The sequence below is a fragment of the Afipia sp. GW821-FHT04G03 genome (genome assembly GCF_059419985.1).
Genome location: NZ_JBWKSV010000001.1, coordinates 1,236,238 through 1,253,460, shown reverse-complemented (window position 1 = coordinate 1,253,460; position 17,223 = coordinate 1,236,238). Strand labels below are relative to the sequence as shown.

Annotated in this window: 10 protein-coding genes; 9 read left to right on the top strand and 1 reads right to left on the bottom strand. The window is 63.1% G+C overall.

Annotated features, from left to right (window positions below):
• Window positions 1–29 precede the first annotated feature (29 nt).
• Window positions 30–1,586, top strand: a complete 1,557-nt coding sequence (locus AC07UB_RS06130) for an acyl-CoA carboxylase subunit beta (RefSeq protein WP_494651712.1) — start codon at window positions 30–32, stop codon at window positions 1,584–1,586.
• Here AC07UB_RS06130 and AC07UB_RS06125 read toward each other — a convergent pair whose 3' ends face one another.
• A complete protein-coding gene (locus AC07UB_RS06125) occupies window positions 1,587–3,206 on the bottom strand; it encodes a GMC family oxidoreductase (protein WP_494651713.1) in 1,620 nt (539 codons plus the stop codon). It abuts the gene before it with no gap.
• 178 nt (window positions 3,207–3,384) lie between these two features.
• On the opposite strand from AC07UB_RS06125, the gene AC07UB_RS06120 reads away from it, so the two are divergent.
• The 8 genes from AC07UB_RS06120 (at window position 3,385) to AC07UB_RS06085 (ending at window position 17,221) form a co-directional block, all read left to right on the top strand.
• A complete protein-coding gene (locus AC07UB_RS06120; protein ID WP_492793004.1) occupies window positions 3,385–4,563 on the top strand; it encodes a M20 aminoacylase family protein in 1,179 nt (392 codons plus the stop codon).
• A 98-nt stretch (window positions 4,564–4,661) separates the two neighbouring features.
• Window positions 4,662–5,240 carry a YciE/YciF ferroxidase family protein gene (locus tag AC07UB_RS06115; RefSeq protein ID WP_492793003.1) on the top strand — a complete coding sequence of 193 codons (579 nt, stop codon included), beginning with the start codon at window positions 4,662–4,664 and terminating at the stop codon, window positions 5,238–5,240.
• Between the two features lie 332 nt (window positions 5,241–5,572).
• A complete protein-coding gene (locus AC07UB_RS06110) occupies window positions 5,573–6,367 on the top strand; it encodes an ImuA family protein (protein WP_492793002.1) in 795 nt (264 codons plus the stop codon).
• Window positions 6,264–7,850, top strand: coding sequence for a Y-family DNA polymerase (locus tag AC07UB_RS06105; RefSeq protein WP_492793001.1), 1,587 nt, complete (start codon window positions 6,264–6,266; stop codon window positions 7,848–7,850). The genes AC07UB_RS06110 and AC07UB_RS06105 overlap by 104 nt, the downstream gene beginning before the upstream one ends.
• Window positions 7,847–11,218: an error-prone DNA polymerase gene (locus AC07UB_RS06100; protein ID WP_492793000.1), complete on the top strand. Its 3,372-nt coding sequence runs from the start codon at window positions 7,847–7,849 to the stop codon at window positions 11,216–11,218. Before AC07UB_RS06105 ends, AC07UB_RS06100 begins: the two co-directional genes overlap by 4 nt.
• Window positions 11,219–11,279: 61 nt before the next feature.
• The gene (locus AC07UB_RS06095; RefSeq protein ID WP_492792999.1) at window positions 11,280–12,677 is read left to right on the top strand and encodes a CoA transferase; all 1,398 of its coding nucleotides are present in this window, start codon (window positions 11,280–11,282) and stop codon (window positions 12,675–12,677) included.
• 155 nt (window positions 12,678–12,832) lie between these two features.
• Window positions 12,833–14,044: an efflux RND transporter periplasmic adaptor subunit gene (locus tag AC07UB_RS06090; protein ID WP_492793245.1), complete on the top strand. Its 1,212-nt coding sequence runs from the start codon at window positions 12,833–12,835 to the stop codon at window positions 14,042–14,044.
• Between the two features lie 51 nt (window positions 14,045–14,095).
• Window positions 14,096–17,221, top strand: coding sequence for an efflux RND transporter permease subunit (locus AC07UB_RS06085; RefSeq protein WP_494651714.1), 3,126 nt, complete (start codon window positions 14,096–14,098; stop codon window positions 17,219–17,221).
• The last annotated feature ends 2 nt before the right edge of the window (window positions 17,222–17,223 follow it).

Below are 17,223 nucleotides of genomic sequence, written 5' to 3'. Positions count from 1 at the left end.
GTTCGCAGCGCGTACTCCAAGGAGTCACGATGAACTGGAAGCCTGAACTCGATGAACTCGCGCGGCGGGAAGCCTTCGCCCGCGAAATGGGCGGCGCGGACAAGGTCAAGCGGCAGCACGATCAGGGCAGGCTGACGGTGCGTGAGCGGATCGACAAGCTGGTCGATCCCAAAAGCTTCCATGAAATGGGCGCGCTCTCGGGCATCGCGGAATATGACGAGACCAACGAACTGAAAACCGTGACGCCGGCCAATTGCGTGTTCGGCCGCGGCAAGATCGCCGACCGTCCTGTTGTCGTGGTCGGCGACGACTTCACCGTGCGCGGCGGATCGGCCGATGCATCGATCTCCGCGAAGCCGACCATGGCCGAGCAGATGGCGCATGATTTCCGCCTGCCGATCATCCGCGTGATCGAAGGCTCCGGTGGCGGCGGATCGGTGAAGACCATCGAGACCAAGGGCGCGGCCAATCTGCCGGGCGGCATCGGCGGCACGGAATGGTACTGGTACACGACTGCGAACATGGCGCGCGTGCCGGTTGTCGGCCTCGGTCTGGGATCGGTCGCGGGTCTGGGTGCTGCGCGGCTCGCGGCCAGTCATTATTCCGTCATGACAAAATCATCCGCGATGTTCGTCGCGGGTCCGCCGGTGGTTGCGCGTCTCGGGCAATCGCTGGAGAAGCAGGAGCTTGGCGGCGCGCAGATCCAGACCAAGGCCGGCGGTGTCGACCATGCGGTCGACACCGAGGAAGAAGCGTTCGAATGCGCGCGCAGGTTTTTGTCGTATCTGCCATCGTCGGTGTTTGATCTTCCGCCGACGACTGCGTGCGACGACGATCCGGAGCGCATCGACGAAGCGCTGCTCAACATCGTGCCGCGCAGCCGCAAGCAGGTTTACAAGATGCGCCCCATCATCGAGTCGGTGATGGACAAGGGTTCGTTCTTCGAGATGGCCCAGAATTTCGGGCGCTCGGTCATCGCGGGCTTTGCACGGCTTGAGGGCCGCGCCGTGCTGGTGCTGGCGAGCGATCCCTTTGTCTATGGTGGCTCGTGGACGGCCGACGCTTGTCAGAAGGTCGTGCGGTTCGTGGACCTTGCCGAGACGTTCCATCTGCCGGTGGTTTATCTGATGGATTGCCCCGGCTTCATGATCGGTCTCGATGCCGAGAAGGCGGCCACGATCCGCCACGGCGTCCGTGCGATGGCCGCCGTCAACCAGAGCACCGTGCCATGGTGCACGATCATCGTGCGCAACTCGTTCGGCGTCGCGGGTGTGGTGCATCAGCCTGCGGGACGGTTCTCGATGCGCTATGCATGGCCGTCGGCCTACTGGGGGTCGCTGCCGCTGGAAGGCGGCATCGAGGCCGCCTATCGCGCCGACATCGCGGAAGCCGACGATCCGAAGGCAAAGCTCGCGGAGATCGAGGATCGTCTCAACAAGCTGCGTTCGCCGTTTCGTACGGCGGAGAAATTCTGGGTCGAGGAAATCATCGATCCACGCAAGACGCGCGGCTTGTTGTGCGAGTTCGCGCGGCTGGCCGAGCCGCTGCGCACGCCGGGCGTGGCGCACATGACAATCAGACCGTAATTATTTCGCGTCCTCGATCACCATCGATGCGCCTTTTTCCGCGATCATCGCGGTGGGCGTGTTGGTGTTGCCCGATGTAATCGTCGGCATCACCGATGCATCGATGACGCGCAGCCCTTTGAGGCCGTGAAAGCGCAGGCGCTCATCCACCACTGCTAACGGATCGCTGGCGCTGCCCATCTTCGCGGTCCCGACCGGATGGAAGATCGTGGTGCCGATGTCGCCGGCTGCCTTCGCCAGCGACGCATCGTCATCGCCCACAGCTGGGCCGGGGAGATATTCCTGCGGATGGTAGGCGGCCAGCGCGTGCTGCTTCATCAGTTTGCGCGTCACGCGGATCGCGTCGGCGGCGACCTGACGATCTTCGGGCGTTGAGAGATAATTCGGTGCAATCGCCGGCGCCTGATCGGGGGCGCCGGATTTAATGCGGATGGTGCCGCGCGAGGTTGGGCGCAAGTTGCAGGCGGCGATCGTAATGGCCGGGAAACGATGCAGCGGCTCGCCGAATTTGTCCAGCGACAGCGGCTGCACATGAAACTGGATGTTGGCGCGCTCCTGCCGTGCATCGGAGCGCGTGAAGATGCCGAGTTGCGACGGTGCCATGGTGAGCGGCCCGCGCCGCCGCAGCGCGTAATCGACGCCCATCCAGCCGCGCCGGAACAGATTGTAGTAGGTCTCGTTCAGGGTGCGGATGCCGTCCACCTTATAGATGGCGCGCTGCTGCAAGTGATCCTGAAGGTTGCGGCCGACGCCTTGCCGGTCGAGCACGGTGTCGATCCCGAGCGGCGACAGCCACTCCTGCGGGCCGATGCCGGAACGATGCAGAACCTGCGTTGATCCGACAGAGCCGGAGCAGAGAATGACTTCGCCCTTCGCGCGGGCTTCCATCGTCTCGCCGCCTTGCGTGAGGCGCACGCCGACGGCGCGGCCGTTCTCGACGATGAGCTTGTCCACCAGAACATTGGTTTCCAGCCGCAGGTTCGGCCGCGACAGCGCCGGCTTGAGAAAACCGCGCGCCGCCGACCATCGCCGTCCGCGCTTCTGGTTGACGTGAAAATATCCGATGCCTTCGTTGTCGCCGGTGTTGAAATCGTACGTGCGGCGAATTCCCATCTCATGTGCGGCATTGCCGACGGCATCGAGCACCGGCCATGACAGGCGTGGCGCTTCGATGCGCCAGCCGCCGCCTGTGCCATGATGCTCGCTTGGCCCAAGAAAATGATCTTCCAGTTTCTTGAACGCGGGCAGCACGTCGGCCCAGCCCCAGCCGCTCAATCCGAGTTGCCGCCAGTGATCGTAGTCCGCCGCCTGACCGCGCATGGAGATCATCGCGTTGATCGCCGACGAGCCGCCGATCACCTTGCCGCGCGGATAGGCGAGCACGCGGCCGTTGAGACCGGGCTCCGGTTCGGTCTTGAACATCCAGTCGGAGCGCGGATTGCCGATGGCGAAGAGATAGCCGACGGGAATGTGAAACCAGATCCAGTTGTCCTTGCCGCCGGCCTCCAGGATCAGGACGCGCTTGCGCGGATCGGCGCTCAGGCGATTGGCGACGATGCACCCCGCGGTGCCGGCGCCGACGACGATGTAGTCGAAATCTCCTTCGAGACGTTTCGCCATTCCCTGTCCTGATTCTTCGCCTGCGTTTCTTCGTATTCGAGACGTTTCTTATCTTATGGCCTCGGCCGGGGTTGGCTGTACAGTCCGATCCTGTGCAATTGACGTTTGCACGGATGTTGGGTCCGCCGCCGCATCATGCTAGTTTTCCTGTTTCGATCAGTCCCGTGAGGTGTCAGCCGTGCCTATCCTCAACCGTATCGCCGACCTGCAACCCGAGATCATGGGCTGGCGCCGCGACCTGCATGCGCATCCAGAGCTGATGTATGACGTGCATCGCACTGCGGCATTCGTCGCCGAGCGCCTGCGCGAATTCGGTTGCGATGAAGTGGCGACGGGCCTCGGGCGGACCGGCGTGGTCGGCGTCATTAAGGGACGCAAGCTAGCCAACGGCGGCGACGTGAAGGCAATCGGTTTGCGCGCCGACATGGATGCGCTGCCGATCGAGGAAGAAACCGGCGTAGCCTATCGTTCGACGGTGCCCGGCAAGATGCACGCCTGCGGTCATGACGGCCACACCGCGATGCTGCTGGGTGCAGCGCGCTATCTCGCCGAGACGCGGAATTTTGCCGGCGACGCCGTGGTGATTTTCCAGCCGGCGGAGGAGGGCGGCGCGGGTGCTGCCGCGATGATCGAAGACGGCCTGATGGATCGCTTCAAGATCGAGCAGGTTTACGGGATGCACAACTCGCCCGGTATGCCGATAGGCACCTTTGCAACGCGCGTCGGCCCGGCGATGGCCGCGACCGATCACATCAACATCCACATCGAGGGGATGGGCGGTCATGCCGCGCGGCCGCACAAGAGCATCGACTCGGTGCTGGTCGGCGCTCAACTCATCACCGCCTTGCAGTCGATCGTCTCGCGCAGCGTCGATCCGCTCGACGCTGCCGTGATTTCGATCTGCGAGTTCCATGCCGGCAATGCCCGCAACGTCATTCCGCAGACGGCGGAACTGTTCGGCACCGCGCGGAGTCTCACGCCCGAGGTCCGCGACCTGATCGAGCAGCGCGTGCGCGAGGTCGTGGAAGGCGTGGCCCGGCTGTCGGGCGCGAAGATCACCCTCGATTACGAGCGCAGCTACCCGGTGCTGGTCAACCATCCTGTCGAAACCGGCGTTGCCGCGCGGGTCGCGGCCGCCGTGGCAGGGGACAGCAATGTCAGTTCCGAGATTCCGCCGGTGATGGGCGCGGAGGATTTCGCCTACATGCTGGAAGCCCGACCAGGTGCTTTCATCTTTATCGGCAACGGCGACAGCGCCGGGCTGCATCATCCCGCCTACAATTTTAATGATGACGCCATCGTCTATGGCTCGTCTTACTGGATCAAGCTGGTCGAAACACAGCTTGCCGCGAGCTGAAGCGCGGATCGGCTGGATTCAGCATGCTGACGGAACATTGCTCCGGACGTTGAGTTGAGAGGCGGGAACGATCCCGCATTCAACTTGGAGTCGGACAGATGGCAGCGAAGAAATCCGCGAAAAAATCAGCCAGGAAGTCAGCGAAGAAGGCACCCAAACGGCCGGCGGCCAAGAGGGCTGCGCCGAAGGACAAGGATCTCAACGACCTGTTCCATGACACGCTCAAGGACATCTACTTCGCCGAGAAACAGATTTTGAAGGCACTACCGAAGATGGCGAAGGCGGCCCAGTCGGCGGACCTGAGCGCGGCGTTCAAGAAACATCACGGTGAAACCGAGGGCCAGGTGGATCGCCTCGAGCAGGTGTTCAGCCTGATCGACAAGCCTGCGAAAGCAAAAACATGTCACGCCATCATGGGAATTCTCGACGAGGGCAAGGAGATCATGGACGAGTACAAGGGCACCGAAGCGCTCGATGCTGGTTTGCTCGCAGCGGCTCAGGCGGTCGAGCATTACGAGATTTCGCGCTATGGAACCTTGAAGGCGTGGGCGACCAAGCTCGGCATGTCGGAAGCCGTGCGGCTGCTGGATGAAACGCTCCAGCAGGAACACAACACCGACGAGGCATTGACGAGCCTCGCGCTGGCGGAAGTGAATCCCGAAGCGCTTGCGGCGTGACGGAATAATCTGAAGGCGATCCATCCCCTCATCCTGAGGAGCGGCCTTTTTGGCTGCGTCTCGAAGGATGAGGGCATGTCGTCATGCCTCATGGTTCGAGACGCGCGGCGAGAGCCGTGCTCCTCACCATAAGGTTGATGTGCTGGGGCTGCGAAAACTCATGTTGCGCCTTGTTGCCCTTCTAGATGATTGTTTTTGCTCAAGAAAAATGACCCATAAAGCCGGTTGACTCGCAGGCGACTGTTAGCTTTATATTAGAACATATCATGAACAAATGAGACCGTCACCCGTTCCATAAGGAGAGTGACGAACCGGATTGTCAGGAGCGGCGCATGATGAGCGCGCGCACGAGAACACTTGCGTCCCTGCGGGGGACCATCGGCCGCCTTGAAGGCGAGGCCGGTGGACTTGCGCGCGTGGCGCTCGGTCATGCCGAGGCGGACGCGATGCTTCAAGGCGGGCTGGTGCGCGGCGCGCTGCATGAGGTGTTCGCGGAAAGTGGCCGCCACGGTGCTGTGGCGACGGGCTTTGTCGCCGGTCTTGCGCATCGTCTCGCGGGGCGGCGGCCGCTGGTCTGGGTGCGGCAGGATTTCACCGAAATCGAATCCGGCGCGCTGTCGATGAGCGGCCTCAACGAACTCGGGCTCGATCCGCGCCTGCTGGTGACGGTGTGGGCGGCGGATGCGGAGACCGCGCTGCGCGTGGCCGCCGATGCGCTTGCCTGCGACGCGCTCGGCGCGGTGGTGCTGGATGTGTGGGGCGAGGTGCGCGCGCTCGATCTGGTCGCGAGTCGCAGGCTGACGCTTACTGCACGTACATCGAATGTCGCGTGTCTGGTGCTGCGAACGGCGGCGACACCATCCGCCAGCACCGCCGAGACGCGATGGGTCGTGCGCGCAGCACCATCGTCATCCGTAAACGAGGTGTGGGGCGCGCCGATGTTCGACGCACAACTCGTTCGCAACCGTCACGGCTCGACCGGGCAATGGATCATGGAGTGGAAATGTGATGAGGGCCTCTTCCGTGAAGGCATCTTCCATAAGGACTCGGCGTATCCTCAGCCTGTGGCTGCCGCGCCTGCCGACCGACCGCTTGAAGCGGCTGCCGGGCGACGCCGCGCCGGATAACGAACGTCCCTGCGTCGTCGTCGCCAAGCTCAACAACGCGTTGCAGATCGCGGCGCTGAACGATGCTGCTGCGCATATCGGTCTTGAGGCCGGCCTGCCGCTGGCGAACGCGCGGGCGGTCTGTCCCGACGTGCAGGTGTGCGACGCCGACGAGGCGGCGGATGCAAGGCTGCTCGAGGCCATCGCCGACTGGTGCGACCGCTTCACGCCGCTGGTGGCGCTCGATCCACCTCATGGTCTGCTGCTCGACATCAGCGGCTGCGCGCATCTGTTCGGCGGCGAGGCTGCGATGCTGCGCACGGTGTGCGCCTCGCTCGAACGGCAAGGCTTTATCGTCAATGCGGCGATTGCGAGTACGCCGGTCTGCGCGCGCACCATGACACGCGCGGCGCGAAGCTGCATCGTGCCGGACGGCGAGGAAGCGCGCGCCGTCAGTTCACTGCCGGTATTCGCGCTGGGTGCTGCCAATGCGATCACGCGCGGCTTGCGCCGGGCGGGGCTCAAGACTATCGGCGATGTGGCGTCCCGCGCGCCGCATGAGATCACTGCACGGTTCGGCGCGGACTTCACGAGCCTGTTGCAGCAGGCGCTGGGGCAGGGTGATGCGCCGATCTCGCCGCGCAAGCCGCTGCCGGATTTCATGGTGGAGAAGCGTTTTCCAGAGCCTGTCGCCACCGATACCGTGATTGCCGCGATACTCTCGGGCCTCGCGCAGATGCTGGTCGCGGCGATGGACAAACAAGGCAAGGGCGCGCGGCGGCTGGAAGCGAGTTTCTTCCGCACCGACGGCGCGGTGCGCACCATCGCGGTGGATGCCGGACAGCCAGTGACCAGGGTCAATGTCGTGGACAGGCTGTTTCGCGAGCGGCTCGATGCGCTGGCCGATCCGCTCGATCCCGGATTCGGGTTCGATCTCATCCGGCTGTCCGCCAGCCATGTCGAGATCGTGGTGCAGGAGCAGCGCGATTTCGACACCCGCACGCAGGACAACGACGAAGTGGCGGCGCTGATCGACCGCATCGCCGCGCGTATCGGCGGCAAGCGTGTCGTGGTGCATCTGCCGCAGGACACGCATATCCCGGAACGCGCGGCGCTGGCCGCGCCCGCACAGCAATATCTTGCGGCAGCAGCTGTTGCCGACTGGCCAGCGCGCGTCGAGGCGGAGCCGCCGCTGCGTCCGTTGCGGCTGTTCGAGCGGCCGGAAATGATCGACGTTCCCTTTGCAACGGTGCCGGATGGACCACCGCGTCATTTCACATGGCGGCGGGCGACCCATGTGGTGATGCGCGTCGAAGGCCCCGAGCGCATCGCCATGGAATGGTGGAAGCATGAGGAGCAAACGCTGACGCGCGATTACTTCCGCATGGAAGATGCGGAGGGCTTGCGGTTCTGGGTTTATCGCGACGGACTTTACGGAGAACCTGTCAACGCGGAAGGCGAACCCATTCCGCCCAAATGGTTCGTGCACGGACTGTTCGCATGACGGCCTATGCGGAAATCGGCATCACGACGAACTTCTCGTTCCTGCGCGGCGGATCGCAGCCGCAGGAATACGTGCATCAGGCGGGCGAACTTCGTCTTCCGGCGATCGGGATTGCCGATCGCAACACGCTGGCCGGAGTGGTGCGCGCTTACAGCGAGTTGCGCAATCCGGAGATCATCCACAAGCCGAAGCTGCTGATCGGCGCGCGTCTCGTCTTTATCGACGGCACGCCGGATATTCTGGTCTATCCGCGCGACCGCGCCGCCTACGGCCGGCTGTGCCAGTTGCTGACCCGCGGCAAGCGCGCCGCCGAAAAAGGCGAGTGCCATCTCAAGCTGGACGATCTGCTGGAATTTGCCGAAGGGCAGTTGCTTGTTCTGATGCTGCCGCATCGTTTCGAGACTGCGGCAGCACTTAACGTTCTGGATCGCTTGCAGCGCAGCCGCGCCGATGGCGCAAAGGACATCTGGCTCGCGGCGAGTTTGCTGTATCGCGGCGACGACAAGCGGCGTCTGTCCCGGCTGTATCGTGTGGCGGCGACTGCGCGCGTGCCGCTGCTGGCGACCAACGAGGTGCTTTATCATCATCCCGCGCGCCGGCCCTTGCAGGATGTGCTCACCTGCATTCGCGAAAAGACCACCATCCATGCCGTCGGGAAAAAACTTCAGGCCAATGCCGAGCGGCATATGAAGCCTGCGGCGGAAATGAGCCGGATGTTTCGCGATTTGCCGGAGGCCATCGAAGAGACGATGCGCTTCGCGGACCGCATCACGTTCTCTCTCGATCAATTGCAGTATCAGTATCCCGACGAGCCGGTGCCGCCCGGCAAGACCGCGCAGCGGCATTTGCGTGATCTCACCGAGGAGGGCATCCGGCGTTGTTTTCCGAACGGGATCGATGAGAAGCTCGCCGCGACGATCGAGAAGGAATTGCGGCTGATCGACAAGCTCGGTTACGCGCATTATTTCCTGACCGTGCATGATGTCGTGCGCTATGCGCGCTCACAGCATATTTTGTGTCAGGGCCGCGGTTCGGCGGCGAATTCCGCCGTGTGTTACCTGCTCGGCATCACGTCGGTGAATCCGGCCGAGACCGATGTGCTGTTCGAGCGCTTCATTTCCGAGGAGCGGCTGGAGCCTCCCGACATCGACGTCGATTTCGAGCATTCGCGCCGCGAAGAGGTGATGCAGTATGTTTTCAGGCGTTACGGGCGCCATCGCGCGGCCATTGTCGCGACCGTCATTCACTATCGCCCGCGCAGCGCCATCCGCGATGTCGGCAAGGCGCTGGGGCTGACGGAAGACGTCACGGCAGCACTTGCCGATACGGTGTGGGGAAGCTGGGGTGATGGCGTCAGCGACATGCAGATACGGCAAGCCGGATTCGATCCGCAAAACGGGATGATCCGCCGCGCGGTCGAACTTGCTACCGAACTGATCGAGTTTCCGCGCCATCTGTCGCAGCATGTCGGCGGGTTCGTGCTGACGCAGGACCGGCTCGACACCTATGTGCCCATCGGCAATGCCGCGATGAACGACCGCACCTTCATCGAATGGGACAAGGACGACATCGACACGCTGAAGATGATGAAGGTCGATGTGCTGGCGCTTGGAATGCTGACCTGCATCCGCAAGTGCTTCGATCTGATCGAAGAACATAAAAACCAGCGCTATGAGCTGGCGGACATCAAGGCGGAGAATAAAGACAGTTCTGAAGTCTTCGACATGCTGTGCCGGGGCGAATCCCTCGGCGTGTTCCAGGTCGAGAGCCGCGCGCAGATGAACATGCTGCCGCGCCTCAGGCCACGCACGTTCTATGATCTCGTCATCGAAGTCGCCATCGTCCGGCCGGGCCCGATCCAGGGCAACATGGTGCATCCGTATCTGAAGCGGCGTGCCATGAAGCCTGAAGAGATCGACTATCCTTATCCGAAGAGTGGTGACAAAGACGAACTCAGGAACGTCCTGCACAAGACGCTCGGCGTGCCGCTGTTTCAGGAACAGGCGATGCGCATTGCCATGGTCGCGGCAGAATTCACCTCCGAAGAAGCGAATGGCCTGCGCCGCGCCATGGCGACGTTCCGCAATGTCGGGACCATGCCGAAATTCGAAAGGCGCATGGTCGATCGCATGATCGCGCGCGGCTACGATCCGGTGTTTGCAAACAGTTGCTTCGACCAGATCAAGGGGTTCGGCAGTTACGGTTTTCCGGAAAGCCACGCCGCCGCGTTCGCGCAGCTTGTCTATGTGTCGTCATGGCTCAAGCATTATCATCCCGACGCATTTTGTTGCGGCCTGCTGAACTCGCAGCCGATGGGCTTTTACGCACCGGCGCAGATCGTCAGCGATGCTCAGAAAAATGGCGTCGAGGTGCGCGAGATCGATGTGTCGTTCAGCTTCGGCCAGAACACTCTGGAAGAGCAAAGCGGCGAGTATTGCGCCATGCGGCTCGGCTTCCGTCAGATCGACGGCTTTGAGGTGTATGATCCGGATGGGGAGGAACTTGAGAAGAGCAAGCCCGCCGATTCAAAGAGCCGCAAAAAGCCGCGCGAGGATTACTGGGACCGGCGCATTGTCGCCGCGCGCGCGCGAAAGTCATTCACGTCACTGGAAGATTTTGCGCGCGAGACGCGACTGCCGAAACGCGCGCTGATCCTGCTGGCCGATGCCGATGCGTTCCGCTCGCTCGGCCTCGACCGCCGCGAAGCGTTGTGGACGGTGCGGCGGTTGCCGGACGATGTTCTGCTGCCGCTGTTCGAGATGGCTGCGGCGCGCGAGCAACCTGACGAGGCCGCGCAGCCCTTGCCGGAAATGCCGCTGCCGGAGCAGGTGGTGGCCGATTATCAGACCATCCGTCTCTCGCTGAAGGGGCATCCGATGGAATTCCTGCGGCCGATGTTCGCGCAGGAGGGGGTGATCCCGTGCGAGACCGTGACCCATGTCAACGATAGGCGCCGCGTGCGTTGCGCCGGTGTGGTGCTGGTGCGGCAGCGGCCCGGCAGCGCCAAGGGCGTCGTCTTCATGACGCTGGAGGATGAGACCGGCATCGCCAACATCGTGGTGTGGCCGAAGGTCATGGAAACCTTCCGCAAGGAAGTGATGGGCGCGCGGCTGATCGAGGTGGAAGGACGAATCCAGAGCAGCCCCGACAAGGTCGTGCATCTGGTGGCCGAGCGATTGGTCGATCGCTCGCACGATCTGATGATGCTCGCCAACGATGCGCTGAGCCGGAAACATGTTGTTCCTGCGGGCGCGGATGTGATCGAGCCGCTGGCGGATGAATTGCCCGCGCGTGACGGCAGTCCGGTTCACAAGATACGCCATCCGCGCAATGTACGTATTCTTCCACGGTCGCGGGATTTTCATTAAGCGTCCTTGATGCGCCGTATTTTCAGCGCGATGCTCCGCTGCGATTCCGCCGGAGATGCTCATGCAATCCATCCGCGATGCTCTCGCCGACCTCTGGGCCCTTGGTGGCGGCGAGCCGTCCGCGCTCGACACCGTCACGCTGACCGGAAGCGAGCCGGTGCTGCCGTCGTCGTTTCGTGTCGGAGCAGCGTCGCAAGTTACCGTTGCCGCCGCCGGATTGGCTGCCGCGCAGGTCTGGCAGGCGCGCAGCGGCGAGGCGCAAAGTATATCCGTCGACATGACGCACGCCGCCGTTGAGTGCCGCAGCGAACGCTATCTGCGCGTCGATGATAAACCGCCGCCGTCGGCGTGGGACGCCATCGCGGGCGTCTACAAGACAGGCGATGGACGCTTCGTGCGGCTCCACACCAACTTCCCGCATCATCGCGACAACGTCTGCAAGGTGCTGAACTGCAAGCCGGAGCGCGACGATGTGCAGCGCGCGTTGATGCAGTGGAAGGGCGAGGCATTCGAGACCGCGGCCTATGCCGGCGGCTGCGTCGTCTCGATGATGCGCTCCCATGACGAATGGCTGGCGACGCCGCAGGCCCAAACGCTCGAACAATTGCCGCTGATCCAGATCGAGAAGATTGGCGACGCCGCGCCGAGGCCATGGCCCAATGGCGATCGCCCGCTGGCGGGATTGCGCGTGCTCGATCTGTCGCGTGTCATCGCCGGTCCGGTCGCGGGGCGGACATGGGCTGCTCACGGCGCGGATGTCATGCTGATCTCAAGTCCCAATCTGCCGTCGATCCCCTGGCTGGTGATCGACACCGGGCGCGGCAAGCTGTCGAGCTTTGCCGATCTCAAAACGGAGGCGGGAACGGACACGTTGCGCGGTCTGCTGGGACGGGCCGATATTTTTTCGCAAGGCTATCGCCCGGACTCCATCGCCGCGCTCGGTTTTTCACCGGACGATGCGGCGCGGATCAGCCCCGGCATCGTTTACGTGTCGCTGTGCGCCTATGGCCATGCCGGGCCGTGGGCCGGTCGCCGGGGTTTCGATTCACTGGTGCAGACCTCGACAGGTTTCAACCATGCCGAGGGCGCGGCCGCCAGCATTGACGGGCCGAAGGAACTGCCGATGCAGATCCTCGATCATGCCACCGGCTATCTGATGGCGTTCGGCGCGATGATGGCGCGGCTGCGGCAGGCCCGCGAAGGCGGGAGCTGGCATGTCCGGGTTTCCCTGGCCCAGACCGGACGCTGGCTGTGGAATCTTGGCCGGCTGGCGGATGGTCCTGCCGCGGCGGACCTGACGGCGGACAGGATTCTGCCGTTGATCGAGCAAAGTCAGTCCGGTTTTGGTGCATTGCAAGCGGTTCGTCACGCCGCCGTGATGTCGGCAACACCCGCATTCTGGCTGCGTCCGGCCGTGCCGCTGGGGTCCGATGCCCCGGAGTGGCCGTCACGGCCCTGACGTTAACCGAAAATAATCTCCATCCCGACGTTTTTGGATTGTCCAAATCCATGAAGTGGCACTAATAGCTGCAAGCCGCGTCAGCGCGCCGCAGGAGCCGTTACGTGACCGAGAAGACCACCAAACCAAGTGCGTTTATTGCCGGAGTGCGGGCCATGCACCGGCGGCGGCTGGCCGTGGCCGCCGGTCTTGCGGTCATCGCGGGGCTCGCCGTGTTCAGCCTGACGCGCGGCGCCACCACGCCGAAAAATCATTCCGACGTATCGAGCCAGTCGCGGAAGAATCTGCTGCGCTATACGCCGACCGCGGCGGAGTGGGCGAGCATGACCGTCCAGCCCGTGGTGCAGCGTCCGTTCCGCGCCGAGCATGTCACCGAAGGCAAGGTCGCCATCGATGAGGACCGGTCGACGCCGGTGTTCTCGCCCTATGCCGGCCGCGTGACGAGATTGCTGGTGCGGCCGGGCAATCACGTCACCCAGGGGCAGGCGCTGTTCGTGATCGAGGCGCCGGACAACGTCCAGGCGCAGAACGATTTCATCAGCGCCGCGACCGGCTACAACAAGGCGAAGTCGCAACTTGAACTGGCACAAATCCAGGACAAGCGCGCCCACGATCTTTATGACGGCAAGGCCGTCCCGCTGAAGGACTATCAGCAGTCGCAGGCGGCGTTGATTTCCGCGAAGAACGACATGCGGTCGAGCGAGACGGCGCTGGAAGCCGCGCGCAACCGTCTGCGCATTCTCGGTCTCACCGACGAGGCCATCGCGACGTTTCAGGAGAAGGGCCGCATCAATCCCGAGACCACGATTTTCTCGCCGATCGCCGGCACCGTGGTTCAGCGCAAGGTCGGCCCAGGACAATATGTCAACGCGGGCGCGAGCGACCCGGTCTTCGTGATTGGCGACATGTCGACGGTCTGGCTGACCGCATTCGTGCGCGAAACCGAAGCGCCCGCCATCGAGATGGGGCAGGAGATCGCATTCAGTGTTCTGGCCTTTCCGGGGCGCACGATGACCGCGCGCATCAACTACGTCTCGGCGGCGATCGATCCTGCTTCCCGCCGGCTGATGGTGCGCGCCACCATCGACAATCCCGATGGATTGCTGAAACCGGAGATGTTCGCCAACGTGACGATCTATTCGTCGGCGGATCGTCCGGCTGTCGGCGTGCCCAAGACGGCCCTGATCTACGAAGGCGATCAGGTGCGGGTCTGGGTCGTGCGCGACGACAAGTCCATCGAACTGCGCCAGATCAAGGTCGGCCTCGCCAACGGCGATCTTGTCGAGGTGAAGGGCAATCTGTTTCCGGGCGAGCAGATCGTCACCAAGGGCAGCCTGTTCATCGACCGCGCGGCATCCGGAAGCTAGTCCGGTCGTGTTTTCCCCAAGATTCAGCTCCTTCCGAAAGACCCGGTCTTGATGGATCGTCTCGTCGCTCTCGCGGTCAATCGCCGCTTCCTGATGGTCGTGCTGTTCGCCATCACTCTCGTTGGCGGCGTCATCGCGTTTCAGCAGCTCAACATCGAAGCCTATCCCGACCCGACGCCGCCGATGGTCGACATCGTGACGCAAAGTCCCGGCCTGTCGGCGGAGGAGATCGAGCGTTACATCACGATCCCCATCGAGACGCAGGTGGCGGGTCTCAAGAACCTGCGGACCATCCGCACCATTTCGCTTTACGGGCTGTCGGACGTCAAACTGCAGTTCTCGTTCGACTACACTTATGAAGAGGCGTTGCAGCAGGTGCTCAATCGCCTCGGGCAATTGACCCCATTGCCGGGAGGCGTGCAGCCGACGATTTCTCCCTTAAGTCCGATCGGCGAAATCTTCCGGTACCGGCTGGTCGGACCGCCGAACTACAGCGTGCTCGATCTCAAGACGTTGCAGGACTGGGTGCTGCAGCGGCGCTTCCGCAGCGTGCCCGGCGTGATCGACGTCACAAGCTGGGGCGGCAAGACCAAGACCTACGAGTTGCAGGTCGATTTCAACAAGCTGATCGCCTACGGCCTGACATTGCCGCAACTGTTGCAGGCGGTCGGTAACGCCAACATCAATGTCGGCGGCAACACCGTGAACATCGGCGCGCAGTCCGCGGTGGTTCGCGGCGTCGGGCTGATCCGCTCCATCGACGATCTCGCAACCACGATGATCTCGCAGAGCGGCGGCAATCCGGTTTTGGTGCGTGATGTTGCAAATGTCACCGTCGGCGAGAAGCCGCGCCTCGGCATCGCCGGCATGAACATGGACGACGACATCGTTCAGGGCATCGTGCTGATGCGCCGCGGCGAGCAGAGTTCGCCGACCATCGCGCGGGTCGAGCAACTCGTGCAGTCGATCAACAAATCCAGCGTCCTGCCGCCCGGCGTGCGGATCGAGCGCATTTACGATCGCAAGGACCTGATCGACACCACCACCCACACGGTGCTGCACAACATGGTGATCGGCATTTTGCTGATCGTGCTGTTGCAATGGCTGTTTCTAGGCGATCTGCGCAGCGCCGTCATCGTCGGGGCCACGATTCCATTCGCGCTGTTTTTCGCGGTCATCATTCTCGTGCTGCGCGGGGAATCCGCCAACCTGCTGTCGGTGGGCGCCATCGATTTCGGCCTGATCGTCGATGGCACCGTCATCATGGTGGAGGCGATCTTCCGGCGCCTGTCGCACACCACCGAACTCTCGCCGTCCGAGCAGAGCGCGATCTCGCCCGAAACCCTGATGGGTATGAAGACGCACGCCATTCTCAGCGCGGCGGCCGACGTGTCGCGCTCGATCTTCTTTGCCGCTGCGATCATCATCGCGGCGTTCCTGCCGCTGTTCACGCTGACCGGCGTCGAAGGCCACATCTTCGGGCCGATGGCGAAGACCTATGCCTACGCGCTGGCGGGCGGGCTGCTTGCGACCTTCACGGTCACGCCTGCGCTGAGCGCGATCATTCTGCCCGTCCACATGCAGGAGACTGAAACCCGGATCATGCGCTGGCTGCACGCCGCCTACATGCCGCTGCTGCGATGGGCCGTCGGCAACCGGCGGATCGTGATGACGGTGGCGGCCGGCCTCGTGGTCGTGACCTTCATCGCGGTGCGGATGCTCGGGCTCGAATTCCTGCCGAAGCTGGAGGAGGGCAATCTCTGGATTCGCGCCACGCTGCCGCCGACGATCTCGCTCGAAGAGGGCAATTCCTATGTCAACGAGATGCGGAAGCTCATTCGCCAGCGGCCGGAAGTCGAATCGGTGGTGTCGCAGCACGGGCGGCCCGACGACGGCACCGACGCTGCCGGCCTGTTCAATGCGGAATTCTTTGCGCCGCTGAAGCCGGTCAGCGAATGGCCGGGCTCCAAGGACAAGGATGAGCTGACATCCGAACTGCTCGGGCAGTTGCAGAAAAAATTTCCGGGCGTCGAATTCAACTTCTCGCAGTACCTTCAGGACAACGTCGCCGAGGCGGTGTCCGGCGTGAAGGGCGAAAATTCCATCAAGCTCTACGGCAACGACCTTGTCGAACTGACCAATACGGCCAACAAGATCAAGTCGGTGCTGTCGACGGTGAAGGGCGTCACGGACCTGTCGGTGTTCACCTCATTGGGCCAGCCGACGATCCAGATCGACATCGATCGCGCGCGGGCGGCCCGTTACGGCCTGTCCCCCGGCGACATCAATGCGACCATCCGCGTCGCCATCGGCGGCGACAGCGCGGGCGATCTTTACGAGCCGGGCAGCGACCGGCATTTCCCGATCATCGTCCGCCTCGCGCCCGAATACCGCAAGAGCGCGGAAGCCATCCAAAATCTGCGGATTGGCGCGCAGGGTCCGAACGGCATCCAGCAAATTCCGCTATCCGAAGTCGCATCGATCACGCTGGTGTCGGGCGCCGCCTACATCTACCGCGAAGGGCAGGAACGCTACCTGCCGATCAAGTTCTCGGTACGCGAACGCGATCTCGGCGGCGCGATCAAGGAAGCGCAGGACAAGGTGGCCGAGCAGGTGCATCTGCCGCCCGGCTCACGCATGGAATGGGTTGGCGAGTTCGGCAATCTTCAGGACGCGATCCGGCGGCTCTCCATCGTGGTCCCGATCAGCCTCGCGCTGATCGGAGTTCTGCTGTGGTTCAATTTCGGATCAATGGTGGACACGCTGCTGGCGATGAGCGTGATCCCCATGGCGGTGCTCGGCGGCGTGCTCGGGCTCTTGCTCAGCGGCATTCCGTTCAGCGTGTCGGCGGCCATCGGCTTCATCGCGCTGTTCGGTATTGCCGTGATGGACGGCATCATCATTCTGTCGCAATACAATCAGTTGATCGATGAAGGGTACGAACGCGTCAAGGCTGTGATCCGCACTGGCGAACTGCAATTGCGTCCCGTACTGATGACCTGCGTGGTGGCGGGCATCGGATTGCTGCCGGCGGCCATGTCGTCAGGCATCGGATCGCAGGTGCAGAAGCCGCTCGCGGTGGTGGTGGTGACCGGCATGATGCTTGCGCCGCTGGTCATTCTCGTCACGCTACCGGTGCTGATCTCGATCTTCTCGCGCCGGGTTCCGCAGAACTAGCG